The sequence below is a fragment of the Paenibacillus sp. JGP012 genome (assembly GCF_014203995.1).
GTDB lineage: Bacteria > Bacillota > Bacilli > Paenibacillales > Paenibacillaceae > Paenibacillus > Paenibacillus silvae.
On the sequence record NZ_JACHKG010000037.1, the window covers coordinates 13,715 to 35,348 of the forward strand.

At 46.1% G+C, this 21,634-nt stretch carries 17 protein-coding genes; 14 read left to right on the plus strand and 3 right to left on the minus strand.

What is annotated here, in order from left to right:
* The first annotated feature begins 135 nt into the window (after positions 1-135).
* The 3 genes from HNR77_RS26515 to HNR77_RS26525 all read left to right on the plus strand — a co-directional run bounded on the left by HNR77_RS26515 (position 136) and on the right by HNR77_RS26525 (position 2,346).
* Positions 136-1,155 (plus strand): BtrH N-terminal domain-containing protein, encoded by a 1,020-nt coding sequence (locus tag HNR77_RS26515; RefSeq protein ID WP_184190685.1) that lies wholly within the window; start codon positions 136-138, stop codon positions 1,153-1,155.
* Between the two features lie 498 nt (positions 1,156-1,653).
* A complete protein-coding gene (locus HNR77_RS26520; protein WP_184190687.1) occupies positions 1,654-1,971 on the plus strand; it encodes a hypothetical protein in 318 nt (105 codons plus the stop codon).
* Between the two features lie 132 nt (positions 1,972-2,103).
* The gene (locus tag HNR77_RS26525; RefSeq protein WP_221444013.1) at positions 2,104-2,346 is read left to right on the plus strand and encodes a hypothetical protein; all 243 of its coding nucleotides are present in this window, start codon (positions 2,104-2,106) and stop codon (positions 2,344-2,346) included.
* A 212-nt stretch (positions 2,347-2,558) separates the two neighbouring features.
* On the opposite strand, the gene HNR77_RS26530 is transcribed toward HNR77_RS26525, so the two are convergent.
* Both HNR77_RS26530 and HNR77_RS26535 read right to left on the minus strand, forming a co-directional pair.
* Positions 2,559-2,786: a hypothetical protein gene (locus HNR77_RS26530; protein WP_184190691.1), complete on the minus strand. Its 228-nt coding sequence runs from the start codon at positions 2,784-2,786 to the stop codon at positions 2,559-2,561.
* Between the two features lie 57 nt (positions 2,787-2,843).
* Complete coding sequence (locus HNR77_RS26535; RefSeq protein WP_184190693.1) at positions 2,844-3,572, minus strand: hypothetical protein; 729 nt, start codon at positions 3,570-3,572, stop codon at positions 2,844-2,846.
* A gap of 624 nt (positions 3,573-4,196) precedes the next feature.
* Here HNR77_RS26535 and HNR77_RS26540 point away from each other — a divergent pair.
* Entirely contained in the window at positions 4,197-5,765 is a 1,569-nt protein-coding gene (locus HNR77_RS26540) for a class I adenylate-forming enzyme family protein (protein ID WP_184190695.1), read from the plus strand.
* Between the two features lie 174 nt (positions 5,766-5,939).
* Here HNR77_RS26540 and HNR77_RS26545 read toward each other — a convergent pair whose 3' ends face one another.
* Positions 5,940-6,299: an iron-sulfur cluster biosynthesis family protein gene (locus tag HNR77_RS26545; protein ID WP_184190697.1), complete on the minus strand. Its 360-nt coding sequence runs from the start codon at positions 6,297-6,299 to the stop codon at positions 5,940-5,942.
* Positions 6,300-6,406: 107 nt separating this feature from the next.
* Here HNR77_RS26545 and HNR77_RS26550 point away from each other — a divergent pair, with 107 nt between their 5' ends.
* From HNR77_RS26550 to HNR77_RS26595, 10 genes are all read left to right on the plus strand, one after another.
* A complete protein-coding gene (locus HNR77_RS26550) occupies positions 6,407-7,288 on the plus strand; it encodes a metallophosphoesterase family protein (RefSeq protein WP_184190699.1) in 882 nt (293 codons plus the stop codon).
* 309 nt (positions 7,289-7,597) lie between these two features.
* Positions 7,598-8,626 carry a LacI family DNA-binding transcriptional regulator gene (locus HNR77_RS26555; protein ID WP_111273797.1) on the plus strand — a complete coding sequence of 343 codons (1,029 nt, stop codon included), beginning with the start codon at positions 7,598-7,600 and terminating at the stop codon, positions 8,624-8,626.
* A 178-nt stretch (positions 8,627-8,804) separates the two neighbouring features.
* On the plus strand, positions 8,805-10,067 hold the full coding sequence (locus tag HNR77_RS26560) for an ABC transporter substrate-binding protein (protein WP_184190701.1): 1,263 nt from the start codon (positions 8,805-8,807) through the stop codon (positions 10,065-10,067).
* 103 nt (positions 10,068-10,170) lie between these two features.
* Positions 10,171-11,058, plus strand: coding sequence for a carbohydrate ABC transporter permease (locus tag HNR77_RS26565; protein ID WP_110896384.1), 888 nt, complete (start codon positions 10,171-10,173; stop codon positions 11,056-11,058).
* Positions 11,051-11,896 carry a carbohydrate ABC transporter permease gene (locus tag HNR77_RS26570; protein WP_184190703.1) on the plus strand — a complete coding sequence of 282 codons (846 nt, stop codon included), beginning with the start codon at positions 11,051-11,053 and terminating at the stop codon, positions 11,894-11,896. The genes HNR77_RS26565 and HNR77_RS26570 overlap by 8 nt, the downstream gene beginning before the upstream one ends.
* Before the next feature lie 69 nt (positions 11,897-11,965).
* Positions 11,966-13,462 (plus strand): glycoside hydrolase family 30 protein, encoded by a 1,497-nt coding sequence (locus tag HNR77_RS26575; RefSeq protein ID WP_184190705.1) that lies wholly within the window; start codon positions 11,966-11,968, stop codon positions 13,460-13,462.
* A 141-nt stretch (positions 13,463-13,603) separates the two neighbouring features.
* Positions 13,604-16,630, plus strand: a complete 3,027-nt coding sequence (locus tag HNR77_RS26580) for a beta-galactosidase (protein WP_184190706.1) — start codon at positions 13,604-13,606, stop codon at positions 16,628-16,630.
* A 517-nt stretch (positions 16,631-17,147) separates the two neighbouring features.
* A complete protein-coding gene (locus tag HNR77_RS26585) occupies positions 17,148-18,482 on the plus strand; it encodes a glycoside hydrolase family 43 protein (RefSeq protein ID WP_184190708.1) in 1,335 nt (444 codons plus the stop codon).
* Between the two features lie 137 nt (positions 18,483-18,619).
* A complete protein-coding gene (locus HNR77_RS26590) occupies positions 18,620-20,464 on the plus strand; it encodes an RICIN domain-containing protein (protein ID WP_184190710.1) in 1,845 nt (614 codons plus the stop codon).
* 494 nt (positions 20,465-20,958) lie between these two features.
* Positions 20,959-21,516, plus strand: coding sequence for a GNAT family N-acetyltransferase (locus tag HNR77_RS26595; protein ID WP_184190712.1), 558 nt, complete (start codon positions 20,959-20,961; stop codon positions 21,514-21,516).
* The last annotated feature ends 118 nt before the right edge of the window (positions 21,517-21,634 follow it).

The following is a 21,634-nucleotide window of genomic DNA, read 5'->3' on the forward strand; positions in this document are numbered from 1 at the left end:
AATTTGTATAGAATAAAAGTCTTCATACCCATATATTTCAACAAGGGAAAGAAGAGATTATACATTTTAAACACAAAGGATAGTATGTAAAAAAACAGATCATTATAGTTAAAGTTATAGAAGGGAAGATCACAGTTGCCAATTAAAAAAGTACTACCCATAAAGTATCCATGTATTACTTCTCTTCCAGCGTTTGCTAACACAAATGCTATTCTTAGCAATTACGAAGAGATATATTACCCGTGGTTGATTCACAATCATATCCAACTAGTAGCATGGGAAAGTCCAGAAGTGTACATACAATTTTACACGCCTGTTTTTCGGGAATATTATAGATTGTTTACGATGCACCATTACGAGAAAAGGGTTTTGGCTAAGTGGTGCGATGATATAACACAATTTATAATTGATGCAATAGATGAGGGGAATTATTTGTATTTGAGTATTGATCGATACTATATATCATCCTATCGACAATATGGTAAGTGGCATGAACCACATGATATGCTCATATATGGATATAATCAACAAAAAAGCGTTTTTTATATAGCTGATTTTTTTAAATCGACATACTCCTTCTCAGAAACTGATTTTGAAAGCGTGAACAAAGCTTTTTTGAGTCCTTATTCCGAGGGAGAGTGGTTTAAAGGTGTACAAATTTTGAAGCTTAATGATTATAAAAAAGAATTTAGACTTGATCTGAACTATCTAATCAAACAATTAAAAGAGTATTTATATGAGACAAAGTCCTCTGTTGACTATAAGTTGATTGAAGAACCGGGTAGTGATACAGATAGTTGGGGAATCGGAGTTTATCCGTTTCTTATTAAACATATTATAGAGAATAAAGAGTACGTTTTCAGTCTTATTAGATCCTTACATCTGCTGTACGATCATAAAGAAATGATGCTAAGAAGTCTGGAATATCTAAATAGTCTAAATCATATTACGCAATATAATTTACATTATGAAACATACACAGATATAAAAAAACAATGTCTAATTCTAAGAAATATAGCCTTAAAATATATGTACTCAGAGAGTAAAAAGAATACTGAACATATTGTTGATTTAATAAGTCAGATTGAAACTAAGGAAAAGAAGGCTGTTCAGGAGTTGATTATGGATCTTGAAGATAATAATTCACAAATATAATCCAAGAAAAAGTGAAAAATAACAATAAATTCATTTTTGTTCAAGATTCTATATTGTAGGCGTCCAAGGGCTTTTGAAACTCTAAAGAAAGCAAATCTGTAGGAGTGTACTGGAATCTCTGATTGTTGCAACAATCGACCTGCACGTCTTTTGTCTTTTTAAAGGCATTCACTAAACTTTGCAACATCTAAACAATTGTCAATTCTCTTGCTCATGTGATAGCTTCGAATTTTATTATTTAATGAGTTTTTCAGAGCAAAGGTTGATCCGCCATAGTGGAGGTGCCAGAATGCAGTGTATATTGGTGGGATAGGAGACACGCCGAAAGTCCACTTTTGCTAATTATCTGAAATGGCTTTGACTTCCACGAATCCACATAAACGAAATATTTTTTATTAAAATGCTTCATCCACTGTCGTGAAATTTCATATAAACCGATATTAAAATTTCGAATATTATATTGGTTTATATGAAATGGGTTGGATGGTGGAAGTATTTATGTTTTTTGCAAAAGTAGGGCAGCGTCTGGCGAATATGTCTTTTCGGATTAAATTACCCTTAATGATCAGTCTTCTTGTGTGTATCATACTGACCGTAACGGCGGTGCTGTGTTATAAGGTGGCGGAAGGCATTACCCAGGATAAAAGCAAGGATGAGATTCATGCCAATTCGGATCGAATCAGTGAAGGACTGTTTACCTCGCTTAGTCTGAAGCAGCAGTCTGCGTCTCTAATATATTACGGGAACAAAGAAGTGGAAGGTGTACTTGTTTCAACAGCGAATACATCCTTTTTCGGCCCAATCCGAAGACATTAACCGGATCGTAATGCAGACCATCGGACATGTGGAGCAAAATAATCAGAGTGTTCAGGCTATCGAAGCGATTCGGACCAGCATAAAAGCAGTGTCGTACAAACGAAGGAAACCTTACAATTTGTTACTCGTAGTATGCAGCAGATGATGAACCAGGTACAGGCTATTGCGGCCAAGATCGAGTCCATTAAACGGGACAAAGATGATGTGCTCGGTACTGCACAGAGCTTGTCGGCTTCAGGCGAGGAAGTATCCGCATCCATTGAAGAAGTCACCGCTACGATGGAGGAGCAATCTGCAATGACGGAGCATCTGGCCGAACTGGTGCATACCATTGATGCTCTGACCAAACAGCTGGCTGAAGAAGCAGCAAGATAACGTTTAGGAACAAAGAAGGTTGTAAAGAAAGGGAAAAAATTCTCGATCTTGAGAGAGAGAAATGGTTCAAAATATTCGAAAAAGGCCAGCTACCCCAGATTTATTTTGCTGGGCTTCCGGCCTTTTATTTTTTATTATTAACAACCGTTTATAGCAAGGCTAGGCTTAGTTTTTAGGGGGGGGGAAACAGTATAACAATTTAATTTTCCTGATTAACCTTCTAACTCAATTAGTACTTCTTTCATAGATGTGTTTTCTTTTTCACGAAGATCCTTTAATAAAGGGATTATTTTTAATGGTAATGAATCAACTTTTTCAAATTGATTTTTCAATATAAGATTCCTAATAGTTTGAGAGCTTTGCCTTATTTCCTTAAAGTCTTGATAATGTTTATCGGAAATATAACTGTTATCTATCATAAATTTAATTTTATCAACCATTAATGATTTGTGAATATCAATAACATGGAACCATCTGAAGTCTAGTTTCTCTACCTTTTATAATGAATTTATACTACTTATTATTGAATTATATATGTCTAATCCATACTTATTATTAACGGATTTACCATACGTTGAATGCATTATTGAATGATAAAATTCAAATGAGAAACGGGAATTAAGATAATCATTAAGTTCAACTTTTACAAGCTCTTTATTAAATGCTTCTTCCACATCATCGCAATATTGAAAGAGTGTAATTCCATTATTGTGGTCCCATTCACTTGGCAGGTTTAGATAAGCCTGTTCTATCTCATCATAAGGTACCTCAGTTGTTTGATATCGAGTAAAATTATCTTTTGCTACCATAAAGTCAGCCATAAAAAAAACTCTCTTCGAATCATCATAACCAAATATCATAGGGTCATGGGGAATATGTTCTTTTTTATAGTTGTGGTAACAGGAAACATAAAATTGATCAACAAATAAATAGATATAATAATTTAAATTTATACATTCTTTAAAGAATTTAACAGTATCACTGTGCCAATGTTTTATTGATTTTCTATTTATTTTCTGATCAGAGATAAACGGGCAAGAAATATATTTAAATAGAATAACTTTATCATCTCTGGTCATTCCTTGTGTCAGCTCTAGAGTTAAAAAATTGGAATTCAACCAGGGAAGGTAATCCTGCTTTCCTGCAGAAAGAATTGAAAAAATATGTCCATTGTATGACCATGGTGCTATAATTGGTTTTCCAATAGGGAGCACGGTAGTTGACATTTTGAATTCTCCTTTAAATTCTATTTAAATATGTATTAATTTTAACTGGAGGATCATAAGGTTACTGAATAAAGTTTATAAGAAATGACCTAATATTATATTTATAAGTGAACTGTGTAAGTAAATCGAGATATGAAATGTAATATTTTACATTATTGTATTTCTATACATGGATGTATGTCAACTGTTTCGAATAAAAGTTGGGAAGAGACTCAAGAGATCAACCTCTCATCCAGTATAATGCGTGAAGAGTTTTTCATTTTCTATACCATAAGAGGAATTAACCATGCTTAGGTATCAAGTCTTATTGTTTGATAAGCTCCGTTATGAGCACGAAGTTTTTGATAAAGCCTTCTTTTTGCAGAAAAACAGTTTCGATCCCGCTTGTTCTCATATCGTAATGATAAATGCCGCGCTCTGTATTGCCGTTCCCCTTTTCCCCGAGAAAATAAAATCAGTGCAATATGAATCTATATTTAATAACGTTACCTAATGAGAGAAAGTTTTTGTTATAGATCATGTTAGAGGGAATGTATAGATGATTTGTAAGAAATATGTTATCCTTTTCTCATTCCATATTTTTCTTGTCGGAATATAATGGTTTGGATGTTAAGGGGGAAATACATGCTTCTATCTGAACGTTTGCCATTAGCTGCGAGTTTATATCCTGAGGCAACTGCGTTATTGCACCGAGGTCATGGAGTAAGTTATGGAGAGCTCAATAGTCTTGTTGAGAAGATGAGTGATGCATTCTATGCACAGGGACTTCGTACAGGCGACCGGTTTGCTCTGTTGGGTGACCCGAATCCCGAACTGGTGGTTGCATTATTTGCAGCTGTTGCCATTGGAGCGATACCACTTGTTCCTTCTCCATTGCTGACTGTTTCTGAACTGGCAGTAATACTGCAAGATGCAGAACCGACTATCATTATTCATGATGAGCATCATATTGAAAAAGCTGCAGCTCTGATGGAACTTCTTGGTTCTGGTCCAAAATGGTTTGCCACATGTGAGGAACCCGTGATTTCCGGATCGGAAATGTCGCTGCCCAAGCTTATGGAACAACAATTCGACTGTCGACGTAATGAAAACTCCAAACGTGATGCAGCCGATACAGCTGTATTGATCTACACAGGGGGTACAACGGGCAGGCCCAAAGGAGTTATGCATTCGCATCGTGGAATGGCGGCCTGGAACCAACTTACACCATCCTCGGGTTTTGGGTATGATATCGGACGGCGGGTGCTTGTGCTCAATTTGTCCCATCTGGTTGGTCAATTTCAGATATGGGCAACGATGGCGGCTGGGGGATGTCTCGTGTTTATGGACGAATATCCAGGGGATGTGCAGCGTATTATTCATGCGGTAGAACAGAACCAGATTACACATCTTAGCACGGTAGGGCAGTTGCTTCGTGATCTTACTCATGAGGTATCCAGGACAGGTGAAGGCCTGAGAAGTTTAAAAGTGATTGGCTGTGGAGGTTCGATTATCGCTCCTGACACCTTGCAGGATGCAGTGAAGCAATTCCCGGCAGCAGTTATTGTCAATAATTACTCCCAGGCAGAATGCGGCATGTCTATTAGTCGTCTTTTTCCTGCAGGACATGCGGAGGATACACATCGGCTTCACTCTGTAGGACGCCCCCAAGACTTGGCTGCACAGGGAGAACAAGCTTTTGAAGTTCGAATTGTACATACAGATGGAAGAGATGCAGTAACTGGTGAATCTGGCGAGATTGTAGTCAGAGGAGCACAAACGATGACAGGGTATTGGCGGCAGCCGGAGCTCACCAGGGAGGTCATGACGGATGGCTGGGTTCGAACAGGGGATGTGGGTTGTCTCGATGATGAGGGTTATCTTTATGTGCTGGATCGGTTGAAAGATATGGTCATTGTGAATGGCTCCAATGTATTCTGTGCTGAAGTAGAGCAGGTAATCATGAGACATGAGGTAATTATGGAAGCAGCGGTAGTTGGTGAGCAGCTTTCAGACGAAGGAGAAAGAGTGGTTGCTTTTGTGGTGTTACAGGAGGGGACAAGCTTGGATCTGAAGCAGTTAAGAGCGTTCTGCGAATTGCACCTGGCTCTTTACAAATGTCCAACACATCTGCATATTCTGAACAACCTGCCCAGAACTTCGGTGCACAAAGTAGATAAAAAACAGCTAAAGCAGTATTTGCTCGCCCAATAATTAAAATTTTATAAACGATCGCAGCCAAAGCAAGCATTTCAATATGGATATGAATGGTGTTAACGTTGAAAAACTGAGGATTATTCATTTGTTCACTTATTAAAATGCTAAAAACCTCCCTTCACACACAAATGCGAATATGGGAGGTTTAAAGGTCTGTACATGGCAAAGCAATTATCCTACAAACCATTCACTAGACTCCGATTTCATTGCCGAATCTCTCAGATCAACAACCTTTATATTGTTACCGTAACTCTTTGAGTTACTGTTCAGTTGGAATAAATGGAGGCGGTTGGTGGAATGCAGACGTAAACAGGATTCAAAGTAGATTTTCTGCTGTTTATTAATCACAAACGGAAGCGAAGCCGCATCGATAGACTCGTCATCACTGTCCCGCTCGTTTAAAATCAAAAGCACCGCAATTCCGTCACTGTCGCAGCCATCTGTATCATAAAATAATTTGAAAAAGCCGGGCTGGTCGCCCAGCTGCCGGGCAAGTCGTTCTTTTGCCTGCGGACTCACTTGAATGATCATGACGTCGTCACACTCCTCTGTCTCCCAATGAATTCGCTTACATTTTAATATATGGACCACAGCTGCCGATTAGAAGGTAAAATAAAGGAGAAGGGGAGAGCTGATATATGGAAATACTGACATTGAATGATAAACCCGTTGAACATTTTGCTTACCTGAATATGATGCCTGGCGGGGAGATCGTCGAGGCACACCTCCCGATGTATCATGGTACCATGGCTGATTTTCCAGAGGGTGTGGATGCCCTGATTGTGACCTCGGATTTGCAGGGAATTGTACCTGGAACGGAGAAGAAGTCTGATGCGGCATCTGGCACAGAGCCTGCGGACAAGCTCCTGGGTGAGGTGCTGCCTGACTATATTCGCCTGCTGCTGGAGGTGGAATGGCCTGAGCTTGATCCGCAGAAGGTTGGTGTGCTGTTATGTGGAGATATGTATGCCCTGCGCGGGAAAAGGGGAGCAAGCGGCAATCCGGTTCCCGTCTGGCTTGCCTTCAGGGCAGCCTTCGGCTGGGTTGCCGGCGTACACGGCAACCACGATCTAACCGATGACGCAGACGCTCATCGGTTACACCACAGCGAGGGCATCCATTGCATGGATGGCCCAGCTGCCATGATTAGCGTCGGCCCCCCAACGGGTGGCCTTGCGCTCCATGCCGCCAAGCCCTCCCGGCTGCGCATCGCGGGGCTTGGCGGCATCATCGGCAGGCCGGACAAGCCGAACCGGCTGCCGGCAGAGCAGTACCTGCAATCCGTGCGCAAGCTGCTGAAGCAGCAGCCGGATTGCTTGCTTTTGCACCAGAGCCCGGGCATCGCCGAGCTTGGGCTTGCGGGTGAACCGCTCATCCGGCAGGCCTTGGAGGCCGGGCCGGAGACGCTTGTGTTCAGCGGGCATACCCATTGGGATACACCGCTCATTCAACTGGGCAACGGCACACAAGTGGTGAATGCCGACACCAAACTGTTCATTTTCACACGCTATATAAGTTGAACTATTCTTTTACACATTAACGAAGAGGACAGAAAAAACCTGAAAAAGCGAAGCGTTCGCCTGAAAGCTTTCTGAAAGAAAGCTGCTTCGGAAGCATACGCTGTTCACCGGATTTTCCCCTTTAGAAAGGGGAATCCAAAAAATCTGGGGATAACAGCGATTGGAAGGTTATTCTGTCATCGGAGTGGCTTGTGTAAATTCTTTAGTTCAACCTATATAGTAGCCTGTGCGGATGAAATGCATTACATCGTCATATCTTATCTGGTATGATAAGCAGGAAAATAGAGAGAAAAGGAAGGTTTCCACCCTATGACATCGATCACCATTTATGACATCGCGAAGGAAGCAAACGTATCTGTCTCGACTGTCTCCCGGGTGTTGAATGACACGGCCCCTGTTCGTGCAAGCACGAGGGAGAAGATTATGTCGATTATTGAAAAACATCAGTTTCAGCCCAATGCGCAGGCCCGCAGCCTGATCAAGAAAGAGACGGGCACCATTGCAATTATTTTGCCTGATATTACAAACCCCTTCTTCCCGGAAGTGTTCTGGGGGGCAGAGAATGAGGCTCGCGGCCTCGGGTACACATTCTTTTTGTGCAACACGGCGGGGGATTATAATCGGGAATCTGAATATCTGTCTATTCTTCGAGAGAAACGGGTAGATGGCATTATCTTTCTCGGCGGGCGTATTAACCTGCAAGTATGCCCGGATAACATGGCACAGGAATTAATGGATATGAGCAGACATATGCCGATAGTGCTTGTGAATGGCAACATTGCCAAGGGTGGGTTCCACCGTGTGTATACAGACGAGGGAGCAGGTGCAGCGATGGCAGCCGAACATTTGCTTGAGCTTGGGCACCGGGAGATAGCATTTGTTGGTGGTTTGAAGGAATTGTCCACGACAATGGTCAAGGTGAAGGCGGTGCAGAAGAAACTGCGCGAGCATGGACTTGAAATTCCGAAAGAACGTCAGCTGCTTGGCAGCTTCTCCATCGAAGATGGCAAGCGGGAAATGTCCAAGCTGCTGGATCGGGACAATCCGCCAACTGCGGTAATCTGTGTTAACGACAATACAGCGATCGGTGCGATTAAATCAACGATTGAGCATGGGCTGTCCATTCCGAAGGACATCTCGATTATTGGCTTCGATGATACGCCACTGGCGACTGCTGTTATACCGGAACTGACAACGATCTCCCAGAATACGTATCAGCTGGGCAAGCAGGCCGTAGATGTGCTCCATGACCTCATCAACCAAGGCAAACCGAAGAAACAGATCATTCTGCAGCCTGAGCTGATTGTGCGTCAGAGCACGGGACCTGTTGCCAAGTGAAGTATGTGTGGTAAAAGAAAGCGTTGACATTCCCTTGAAGGCTGAAATATAATGAAGGTGTCAATGAAACCCCTTTCATAAATGGAACGGGTTTTATATTTAAGGTTAATGAAACCCATTTCATGAAATGGGTTTCACAAAACGGTCATCCATTCATTAGTTCAAGGGGGCGTAACGTATGAGAAGAAGTTTAAAATTCATTTCGTTATTAATGTTGGTTGCGGTTGTGGGTCTGACTGCTTGCAGTAACGGAAGCAAGGGTGCTTCGGGCGGAGGCAAAACAGACCTGAGCATGACGATCTGGGGCTCGGAAGATGAGAAGAAAATCTATCAGGAACGGCTTGATATTGTGAAAAAGACGTACCCGGATATCAACGTGAAGCTAAATGTTGTTGCAGGTGATTATGACCAGAAGGTACAAACGATGATTGCCGGAGGCACTGCACCTGACATTATGATGATTGCCGAGAACTATCAGGCGTACGCCGCCAAAAATCAAATTATTCCGCTGGATGACATGATCAAAGCAAATAACGTGAATATGTCTGAGCGTTATTCTGACGATATTGCCAATCTGATGAAATACGATGGCAAGCAATATGGTATGCCGGACCGGGCAGGAGCGATGGTTCTCTTTTATAACAAAGACCTGTTCGATAAAGCTGGCGTAGCTTACCCAACCAAAGAATGGACACAGGAAGACCTGATGGCCGCTGCTCAGAAGCTGACCGTGAAGGAGAATGGCAAAACGGTGCAATGGGGTTACTACCCGGGCAGCTGGTGGCCGCAATGGATGCAGCTGATTTACCAAAATGGCGGCTCCCTGTTTGATGAGAATGGCAAGCCAACCTTCAACACAGAGCCAGTGCGCAAAGCGCTGCAGTTCATGAATGATCTGACCTTTACACATGGTGCCGGACCAACACCAACCGAGATTGCAGACATGGGCAACATCGGGGCTGACCCGCTCTTCGCTCAAGGCAAGATTGCCATGGAGACTACGGGCTTCTGGAACATTGGTTCACTGGCTAAGGTACAAGGCATCAACTGGGATATCTCTCCTATCTGGGGTGAGACCAATGCATTCTTTAACGGATTCACAATTACGAATGCTTCCAAACATAAAGAAGAAGCCTTCAAAATTATTGAAGCTCTGACTACACCTGAAGCTCAGATGCCAATGATCAAAGCCGGGCAGGATGCACCAGCAACCAAAGCAGGCTTGTCCAGTGAAGAATTCCTGAATGCGGAATATGGTGGCAAAAAGATCAACATGGCTGCTTTCAGCGAATCGAAAATCTATGCGGAGCCATTCAATCCACAGTGGAATGAAATGATGAAGCTGATTAATGACAAGCTGGGCGTATACTTCAACAACAAAGCATCGCTGGATGATACAGTAACGGAAATCCAGAGTGGACTGGAACGACTCTATAAGTAAACGACTTTTGAACATCATGTACAAATAGCATCGACAGGAGGACAGATGGAATTCGGCACCAAGGCGGATTTCATCTGCTCTCTGCGTCATGGGAGGGCTTAACGTGAAAAAAAAGGACGGGAAATGGTTTTATCTCTTCATCTCGCCTTGGCTGGTCGGATTTCTGGGATTGACCCTGGGGCCGATTCTGTTTTCCATCTACATGAGCTTTACGAACTGGGACCTGTTCCAGTCCCCTGAATTTATCGGTATCGACAACTACAAAACCTTGCTGACAGATGACCCGATCTTCTGGAAATCGGTAGGAAATACATTCTTCTATGCACTGATATCCATTCCGCTAGGCATGTCGATCTCGCTGTGGATCGCTTATTATTTGAACAAAAAGCTCAAGGGCATTACGTTCTTCCGTATTCTGTTCTACCTTCCATCCGTCGTACCTGTAGTTGCAAGCTCCTTGCTGTTTATCCATCTGCTTGCACCGACAGAAGGTCTCATCAACCAGACTTTGGCTCTCTTTGGCATTCAGGGTCCATCCTGGCTGCTTGATCCAAATTGGGTGAAGCCGGCTTTGATCCTGATGTCCCTGTGGGGAGTCGGTGGCGGAGTTGTCCTGCTGCTTGCCGGGATGAAAGGCATTCCGCAGGAACTGTATGAGGCTGCAGCCATTGATGGAGCGAAGAGCAGTCAGTCCTTTTTCCATATTACGTTCCCGATGCTCACACCCGTCATATTCTTTAATCTCGTAACCGGTATGATCGGGGCGTTACAGACCTTCGCGCAGGTATTTATCGTTACAGCCGGAGGACCCGACAACGCCAGCCAGATGGTGGTGCCATACCTGTTCCAGAACGCCTTTCAGTTCTACAAGATGGGATATGCATCGGCCATTGCCTGGGTGCTGTTTATCATCATCATGGCGCTCACATTAGTTGTATTCCGTTCATCGGCGCTATGGGTGCATTACGAGGAGGGAAAAGCAAATGAGTAATCCATCGGCTGTAGAGAAGACGATATCTTATATTTTTCTGATCCTGGTCGGGGTGCTGCTTGCTTCGCCTTTCCTGTACATGGTCTCTATTGCGCTTGCAAGTGACGCGACAACCGTCAAATCAGCCTTTACATTTGTTCCGAAGGAATTCCAGTGGTCCAATTTCTATACGATCTTCACACATAACAATCTGGGCACTTATCTCAAAAACTCGGTCATTATTACCGTCTTCACAATTATCGGTTCTGTCTTGTCCGCATCGGTCGTATCCTACGGCTTCGCTCGCATCAAGGCCAAGGGCAGCCGCTTCCTGTTTATTGTTCTGCTCAGTACGATGATGATTCCGGGGGAAGTGACGATGGTACCGCAGTTTATCATCTTCCGTCACCTGGATTGGATTAATACATTTTACCCGTTGATTGTACCAAGCTTTTTTGCCGGAGCATTCAACGTGTTCCTGATTCGTCAGTTTGTGATGAGCATACCGAAGTCGCTGGATGAGGCAGCCATGATTGACGGTATGGGACACCCGGGAATCTATTGGAAAATTATTATGCCGCTCACCTATCCGATTCTGGCAGCCATCGCGATTTTCTCGTTCTCCTATAACTGGGGGAACTTCATGGGACCGCTTATTTACATCAATGATCCGGAGAAAATGCCGTTGGCGCTCGGGGTTCAATTGCTGACAACGGTTGGTGGTGGACAAATGCCGCCATGGAACCTGGTTATGGTCGCTTCCTTGTTCCTTACGATTCCGATGGTGCTGGTCTACCTGTTTGGTCAGCGTTATGTATACGAGGCCAATATTAGTGGTGGCAGCAGTGGCATTAAGTAACCAGATGAATCGATAAGCAAGAATTTATGCTTGCCAACGATCGTACATGGAGAAAGGAATGTTTGGACCATGGCGCATAACGAACATCGCCGCAGACGCAACAAAAGGCTCATCTTCGCAGGTACGGCCTTGCTTGCGCTGGCGGCTATAGGAGGAATTGTTATCAATCATTATATGAATCAAGCACCCAAGACACTTGTATTTCGGGAAGAGCCGGTGCATCTTCAGCTGGATCAGTCGTATGATCATTTTGAAGGCTGGGGTACATCGCTGGCCTGGTGGGCCAATGATCTTGGCAACTGGAAGGATCAGGCCAAGGTGGATGAGGTTATGGATCTGGTATTCGACCCGGCCAAAGGACTCGGGCTTAACATTGTGCGCTACAATATCGGCGGTGAAGAGAACCCCGAGATGAAGGCACTTCGTCCGGGCGGAGACGTACCGGGTTTCCAGCCCGAGCCAGGTAAATGGGACTGGGATGCGGATGCTGGTCAGCGCTCCATTCTGCAGGGCTCGATAAAACGCGGGGTCAACATTACCGAGGCGTTCTCCAATTCGCCCCCATATTGGATGACCATCAGCGGCTCGGTCACTGGCGCGGAGGATGGCGGCAACAATCTGCGAGAAGACCAGTATGATGCGTTTGCTGATTATTTGACCGAAGTGGTAAAGCATTACCGGGATACGTGGGGGATCACCTTCCGTACGCTCGATCCGCTGAATGAGCCCTCCTCCGATTGGTGGAAGAAGGGCAATATGCAGGAGGGCAGTCATTTCAGCAACGAGAAACAGGCCGAGATTATTAAGAAAACCGCTGCTTCTCTCCGAAGCAAAGGGCTGGATGGCACCGTAATCAGTGCCGCGGATGATAACAGCATCGATGAGACGGTGTTTAACTTCAGCCTGTATGATCAGGAGACCATTGATGCGGTGCAGCAGATCAATACCCATTCGTATAACGGCAGTAAAATGGAAGAACTGCGTGAGCTGGCTGGCAAGCTGGGCAAAAAGCTGTGGATGTCCGAATATGGTACGGGCGGCAGCGAGCCGCATAATCATGAGGACATGACCTCGGTACAGGAGTTGGCCGAGCGCATCATGTTTGATCTGAAAGTCATGCAGCCGTCTGCCTGGGTATACTGGCAGGCTGTGGAGGATGAAGGAGCAAATAACAACTGGGGCTTCATCCATGCGAATTTTAACGGGTATGAGCAGTATGAGATGACGAAGCAATATTATGGCATGGCTCAGTTCACCAAATACATTCGTCCAGGCGCAGTCATCATCCCGACCGATGAAGGTAGAACACTGGCGGCTTATGATGCAAAGGCCCACAGACTGGTCCTGATTATTCGCAATGAGCTGTCGGCGGGAAGCAAAGCGTTTGACCTGAGCGGTTGGGATGCTGCCACAACAACGTCTGCCCAGGTGTATCAGACATCACCAGAGCGCAATATGGAGAAGCTGGAGGATATTCCAGTGTATGCGAACGGCATTGAAGTACCTGTCGCTGACAACTCCATCACTACCGTAGTGATCGAAGGTGTAATGCCATCGGTAAAGTAATTTCCCTTGAAGAAGGGAATCAAAAAAATCTGGGGATAACAGCGATCTGTAAGTTATTCTGGCATCGTAGTGACCCGTGTAAATGTGTATTTCAATAGAGATCGTTCCTTTATCCATAAAACGAGAAGGAGGGGAATAACGTTGACAGAGCAAACGTCCCTTTTGTTTCAGGAACAAAAAAATAACGAGCTGAGGCGAGAGCAGAATGCTCAAGCCCAACTCACGTATGATGCACGCAGCTTTTATCTGAACGGAGAGCGTATTTTCCTGAACAGTGCAACCATTCATTATTTCCGCATGCCCAAGGAGGAATGGCGCGACGTTCTTCTGAAGGCAAAGCTGGCGGGCATGAACTGCATTGATACCTATTTTGCGTGGAACGTGCATGAACCGGAGGAGGGACAGTGGTCCTTCGAAGGCGATAACGATTGCGGTGCGTTTCTTGATCTGTGTGCGGAGCTGGGTATGTGGGTCATTGCGCGGCCAGGGCCATTCATCTGTGCAGAGTGGGATTTCGGAGGATTCCCGTACTGGCTGGGTACCAAGCCCGGTGTGAAATTCCGTGAAAATAACGAAATATATTTGCACTATGTACAGTTGTATTTTGATCAGATCATTCCGATCATTCGGAAGCGTCAGCTGTCTGCCGGAGGTACCGTCATTCTGGTTCAGGTTGAAAATGAATACGGGTACTTGATGGATGATGAGGCGGCAAGCGCACATATGACAACGCTGAGAGACGGCATTTTGGAGCGCGGCATTGACGTTCAGCTCATCACATGTGTCGGTGGAGCAGAAGGCACGATTGAAGGGGCCAATTTCTGGTCGGGAGCAGACGGGCATTATGCGAATCTGCGCGCCAAACAGCCGGATACACCGAAGATGGTGACCGAATTCTGGACGGGATGGTTCGAGAATTGGGGAGGACCTTCTGCGATCCAGAAGACTGCACCGCTGCTGGAGAGAAGAATCATGGAGGTGCTGCGAACCGGATATACGGGCATCAGTCATTACATGTTCTATGGTGGCACGAACTTCGGCGGATATGGTGGCAGAACGCTGGGCAGCAGTGATATTTTTATGATCACCTCCTATGATTATGATGCTCCGCTGAATGAATATGGGCGGGTAACCCCGAAATATGCTGTGACAAAGAACCTGTCTTATTTTGTAAGGGCCTTTGATTCACTGCTAATGGCTTCGGAGGAGATTGCGGCTGAGCAGATTCAGGTTCGTCATCCGGGTGGCATCTCCGTGCGCGGAAGGCAAGCCGGGCAGGAGAAAATCTGGTTTGTGGACAGTCACAAGGATGAACGCGAGACGGTACATCTTACATTGGAGGAAGGCCGCACACTGCCTGTATCCATACATCCCGGTCAGATTGTTCCACTGCTGGATCGCGTACAGATTGCGGAGCAGGTGTACTTGACTGCTGGCGCTCTGATTACGGGGAATGAGATGGTTAACGGAGAACTGACCTTATTCGTTGCAGCCGACAGGGGTCAGCGCTCGGTAATCGAGCTGGAGCTTGGCTCGGGATCGACATCAACATTGGTCCAGGGAGGTCTTGTTTTGAAGGACAGCACGTTGCATGTGCTGATGGAGCAGGATGTGGAGAGAAATGCCTGCCGATTCGACCTGTTTCACTTTCAGGAGCCGGGTGTGATACGTGTTGAAGCAAACGGCACAATCATTCGTTTCGTACTTCTGGACAAAGAAACAATGAATCGCACATGGCGCGTAGAATCGGCAGATCGCGAAAGCTTGCGTTATGCCATCGGCTTTGACGATGTGCATGTTACACCATCCGGTCAGGTGAAGGGCATGATCACTGATCCTGAACGTACAATCATGCTGCTTGGCGATTGGCAAGAGGGAGAACAAACCCGGACTGCAAAGACGTTTTTCAGTAATGAAGTGCAGTCACAGTCTAAAGCAAATGAAGCGGCCTCACAGCTGAAAGCGGCGGTATCAGGGAACGAACAGCTGGCTTGGCTGATTCCTGCGGATCCTTCGACTCCCGTGTTGTCTGGTTCTCCTGACTGCTCACGAATCACGTTAACGGCGAAGCAGCGCTCTGCGAGCGGGCAACCCATGGATTTTTCCCGTTACGGACAGGACTTTGGATACCTGCTGTATGAATGCCATTTTGACAGTGCAGCCGATGAAACGACCTATCTGGTTCTGCCGGATATCCAGGATACCGCGAGAATTATCGTGAATGGCGCCGAGCAAGCACTTGTGCGTCAGGTGGGTGCGGCGGCGGTGCCGATTCGGGTAGTTCAGGGACAGAATACACTGCAGCTGCTTGTACAGCATATGGGCAGACTGAACTTTTCCCCTTATCTTGGAGAAAGCAAAGGTGTGGCAGGGCCGCTATACCTTGGGGGACACGTTGAAGATCTGCGCCGGGATTGGTTGACCGAGACAGGGCACCTTCACCTGGATGAAGTGAATGATGCTCCGGGAGGCACGCTGCTTCGTCGCAGCTTTACGCTGGAGGGCAGGAACCAGGCCGTGCTTGTAGGTGCTTTGAGCAAAGGATTGAAAATTAACGGCGTTGAGATTCCGATGCCTGCCTATCAGGACTGGTTTGCATTCCAGACACTCGATCTGTCGGGTTATGTGAAGCCGGGCGAGGTGAATACGCTGGAGATGCCATACAGCCGATCACCCCTTAATCGACTGGAGCTCATTACCTACTCCAACGACGGTGAACTGCAAAATTGGCGAATGGCGGGTACGGAGGCACTGCTTCCGCAGCAATGGGAGCCATACGATGCAGAAGTGCATTCACTTGCGGGTGAAAAGCACTTAAATGTTGCTAATAATGGCAATTCAATTTCCAAGGTTGCAGCCGGCAGCGATTCGTATCATCAGCCGGTCTGGTACCGCTGGCGTTTTGCCAAACCTGTCGAGGGTGAACATCACAAAATCAATCTAATGCTTCGCCTCACGGGTATGAGCAAAGGCACGATCCATGTGAACGGGCATCATCTCGGCCGATATTGGCAGATTGGTCCGCAGGAGGATTACAAAATTCCCATGGCGTGGCTGAAGGAAGAGAATGAACTGCTTATTTTTGATGAAGAAGGAAGAGCCCCGGAACGCGTACGCTTGCTGCTGGATGAGATGTCACGGCATCCGTGGGTGACAGCGGGAAAGTAAAGTAGAAATAGCGTTTGTAGCAAGAACTAGAACTACAACTGGAACTGGAAAAGTATAAGTCCATTTATATGTAGATGTAAAAGCAGATGTAAGAGTAGCGATACCAGTAGCAACACCTGTAGCAACACCAATAAGAAGTAGAAGTAGAATGAAGGAATTAAAATTTAATCCCCTCATGCTGTTGCAGGCCTGAATCACAGGAGAACTTGATACTAATCTTGAATCTTGTAATAAATGGTTTTACACAGCAATGAGGGGATTTATGCTTCATTATTTGAAAAAATAGAAACGCATCAGAACGTCTCAGGCAGTTATGAGGATATGATGCAAAGTAATATTGTAAGCGTATACATAAGAGCGGATTACGATTGATTCGTAAAGGGGGTGATGTTTCATGTAAATGGGACAGGGGCGGAACACGAGTTGTTGCTTGGTGAAAGGAAAATAGATTTAATCATGAGCTTCGTTCAGCCCGACGGCAGTCAATCGGATGCTGTACAGAAAAGGAGTTGGATTCATGTTAACAAAAAGGAAAGACAAGGCACAGCGCTGGATAAGCAACAAAGCCGCCTTGATTGTCACACTTGCATTATTGTTGATCTTCACTACGCTATTCCCGAGTACAGTTAAAGCAACCACCAGTGTGTATACGATGACCGCCTTTACGAACACAAGCGAGTCCAACATGTACATCTACGAATCATATAACGAGACTCATTACGGATTGCTGAAAGGACCGGCGTACACGCCGCCGTCCAATCTTATTCGCGATCCCAGCATCATGAAGCACACCGACGGCCTGTATTATGTGGTGTACACCACGAACTGGTCAGGTAATACTGTTGGTATCGCGTCCAGCCCGGACAAAATGAACTGGACCTTTGTCCGAAATATCACACTGTCCACACCTACCCCGATCGCACATACTTGGGCACCGGAATGGTTCAAAGACACAAACGGCAGTGTGAACATCATCGTTTCACTCTCTCCTGGCAACTATGAGAATTTCAAACCATACGTCATTACCGCTTCAAACAGCAATCTGGCATCCACGTCATGGTCAGCACCGACGGTGCTTGCAGGCATTGCTCCCAATTATATTGACACCTTTGTTGTCAAAACAGGCTCCACCTATCATGCATTCACCAAAAATGAAACAACCAAAACCATCGAATATGCGACATCCAATTCCCTGACAGGGCCTTATACCTTTAAAGGCACAGGCGACTGGGCCGGCTGGGGCTCGTGGGTAGAGGGACCGGCGCTGGTACAGCTGGATAACGGCTCCTGGCGCATGTATTTTGACGGATATGCAGATCACAAATATTATTACAGCGACTCAGCGGATAATTTCCAGAGCTGGACTGCCAAACAGGAGATTGCGGGCCTGTCCGGCATGGTTCGCCATATGACGGTGCTGAAGGAAGCCGGTCAACCCGGAGATATACGCAAGCTGGAATCATTTAACATGCCAGGCAGCTTCATTCGCCACTACAACTATCAAGCACGTATTGATTCGAGCATTAGTCCCGCAGAGGATGCCCAGTTTCGAATCGTACCCGGTCTGGCTAACCCGACTGGCATTTCATTTGAAGCGATAAATTATCCGGGTTATTTCCTGCGCAATAATAATGGCAGCATCCTGCTGGTGAAAAATGACGGCAGTGCTGCTTTCAAAAATGATGCCACCTTCAAACGTGTAAATGGACTGGCGAATGCAAGCTGGAGCTCTTACGCCTCCTTTACCAATCCGAATCTGTATCTGCGCCATTATGATAACATCCTGCGATTGCAGCCTGTTGTTACGACGCTGGATAAACAGGATGCTACTTTTCGGGAAATTGCCCAGTAGCATCAGCTTCAATGACATATATAAGCTTAACTATTGTTTACACGTTAACGGAGAGCACAGAAAAAACCTGAAAAAGCGGTTTCTAATCCGCTTCTCTGTAAGGCAAGGATTCAATCAAATGATAAGGAGTTGAGCATATGAAGTGGTTGAAACGAATGAGTGCAGTGCTGCTCAGCGGAACACTGCTGGCGGGCAGTCTGGGATCGGGAGCAGAGGTGTCGGCTGCTGGAGCCTATGCTGCTGTAGCTGACCCATCGAAGCAGTATCAGACGGTTGAAGGCTGGGGCACGTCGCTGGCCTGGTGGGGCAAAGTGGTTGGGGAATATTCGAATCGGGATGAGTATGTGGAGAAAATGTTTAATCCAACAACAGGGCTGGGTCTGAATATTCTCAGGTATAACATTGGAGGTGGAGATAACCCGTCGTCCAACGTGCTTGAATACCGCAAAGCGGTGCCTGGTTATCAGCCTTCTCCTGGTGTGTACGACTGGACTGCAGATGCGAATCAGCGCTACATGCTGCAAGCTGCCAAGGCACAGGGTGTAAATATCATTGAAGCGTTTGCTAACTCGGCTCCCTATTGGATGACCATTAGCGGAAGTGTTTCCGGCGCGGCGAACGGTGGAAATAATCTCAAGCCGGATTATTATGATGATTTTGCCGATTATCTGACTGAGGTGGTGAAGCATTTCCGCGATCAATGGGGTATTACGTTCGACACAGTGACCCCGCTGAATGAACCTGTCTCGACCTGGTGGAAGCTGGGCAATGATCAGGAAGGCATGCACTTCGACCGGGCAGAGCAGAACACCATTCTGAGTCAGGTGCAGGCATCGCTGAATGCCAAGGGGCTGACAACGAAGCTGAGCGCACCGGAAGAATACAGTCTGGATGATACCAATGCTTCTTTCAAAAGCTACAGCAACTCCGTTCAATCGGCCATCAGCCAGATTAACACACATACGTATGGCGGCAGCAACCGTACGGCATTGCGCAATACGGCGGCATCTGCCGGCAAGCATCTATGGACATCCGAATACGGGGACGGCGATGCAAGCGGTCTTACGATGTCTCGTACCATTCTGAAGGATATGCGCAACATGGGGGCAAGTGCGTGGGTGTACTGGCAGGCCGTGGACAGTGCGGAGGGCTGGGGCTTTTTCAAAAACGTATTGAACAATACCCAAACGACCAGCTACACAGTGAATCAGAAATATTATGTCATGGGTAATTACAGTAAATTTATTCGTCCGGGTTACAAAATTATCGGCATGAGTGATGCAAACACCCTTGCGGCATATGATGCAGCTTCTGGCAAAATTGTACTCGTCACAACCAACTCGGATTCGACGGATACCTCCGTCACCTATGATCTGAGCCGTTTCTCAGGGGTAGGGTCGTCTGTACAGGTCTATCGCACGTCTGCGACGGAGAAACTGCAGCAGCTTACGAATATCCAGGTTCAAAACAAAACATTCACCACGACAGCCAAAGCAGGCTCGGTCACTACGTATGTAATCTCCGGTGCATCCTACAATGGCAGCACAGGATATGAAGCAGGAGCGATTTACAAGCTCGTTAACCGTAACAGCGGTCTTGTGCTGGATGTGAATGGTGCTTCAACGGCTGGTGGAGCAACCATTATACAGTGGAGTGACAATGGAGCAGCTAACCAGCAATGGAAGCTGGAGCCTGCGGGCAATGGATATTACAATATTCGTAACGTAGGCAGCGGGCTGCTGCTGGATGTCAATTCAGGCTCAACCCAGGGCGGAGCAGCGCTGATTCAATGGCAGGCTAACGGAGGGTACAACCAGCAGTGGCTGCCCATTGATGTCGGGGGATATCTGGTACTGGCCAATCGTAACAGCGGCCTGACGGTAGATATCAATCAGGGTTCCATGACGGCAGGCGCGTCCACCATTCAGTGGGAGGATAACGGTGGAGCGAATCAGCAATGGCGTCTTGTCAAAGTAAACTAGGGCGTGTCTTGAAACCTACTGAAGTGCATCTTTTACCGCCTTTTCGCCCCCTGCTGCGTCACTTTCCCTTGACGTGCCCCGGCACGCCTGCGGAAAACTTCCTGGCTTGGAACGAGAATTCAGCAAAATCTGCTTCCTTCAGAGTTTTCAGACACACCCTAGAATATCCAGTACAGGACAGGCCGTCAAACCATGAACGACGATGACATTGTTCAAATGATAAGTTATGGGTTATGAGTCAAATGAATGAATAACTCCTTATCTCTAATGGATCGGTATAGTCTTTAAAATGGATTACAAACCAACTAGGGCCATTCCCGGCATGTAGTCAGGGAATGGTCCTTGGTGGCATCCTTTTGACTTATCCTGTTCTTCCTCTGATATTACTTGGTTATATGAGGATAACGTAGTAAAATAACACAGGGATTGTAGTCATATGACTGTAAATTACATAAAAATTAGACGAAATTTTAGTTTAAAGGAGAACAAAAATAATGAGTGAACGATTTACCTTTGAACATTTTCCGCAGCTGGATACGGAGCGTTTTCGGCTTCGGGCGGCTGATGCTGGTGACAGCCTTGATCTGCTGACGTTATATTCTGACCCAACCGTTGTAAAATATATGCCCTTCACACCCTTCGAGTCCGAGCAGGATGCTTTGGACGAGATGGGCTGGTATGCGAAGATTTTCAAGGAGCATTCAGGTTTGCGCTGGATGATAGAAGACAAGGTGAAGCGGCGTGTCATTGGCACATGCGGATATCTGGGTTATGAAGCACCGCATCATCGGGCAGAGATCGGGTATGATCTGCTGTCCTCCTGCTGGGGCAAGGGCATCATGACAGAGGTTGCATGTGCTGTACTGGATTTTGGATTCAATCAGATGCAATTGAACAAAATTGAAGCGAAGGTGGACCCGGGGAACGAGGCGTCCGTTCGTTTGCTGCACAAGCTGGGTTTTCAGCAAGAGGGATTGCTGCGTCAGCATGAGTTCGAGAAGGGCAGATATGTTGATCTGGCGATATTCTCGAAGCTGCAAAGCGACAACTAAACGAGTTCTTCAACTTCATCTCCTTTTGAACTTTATCTTTATTTTATTTACAAGCCTATCCCCCATCCCCATAATGTGATATCTTGTCCCGCGAATTGGGCTCATGTTATATTGAAGA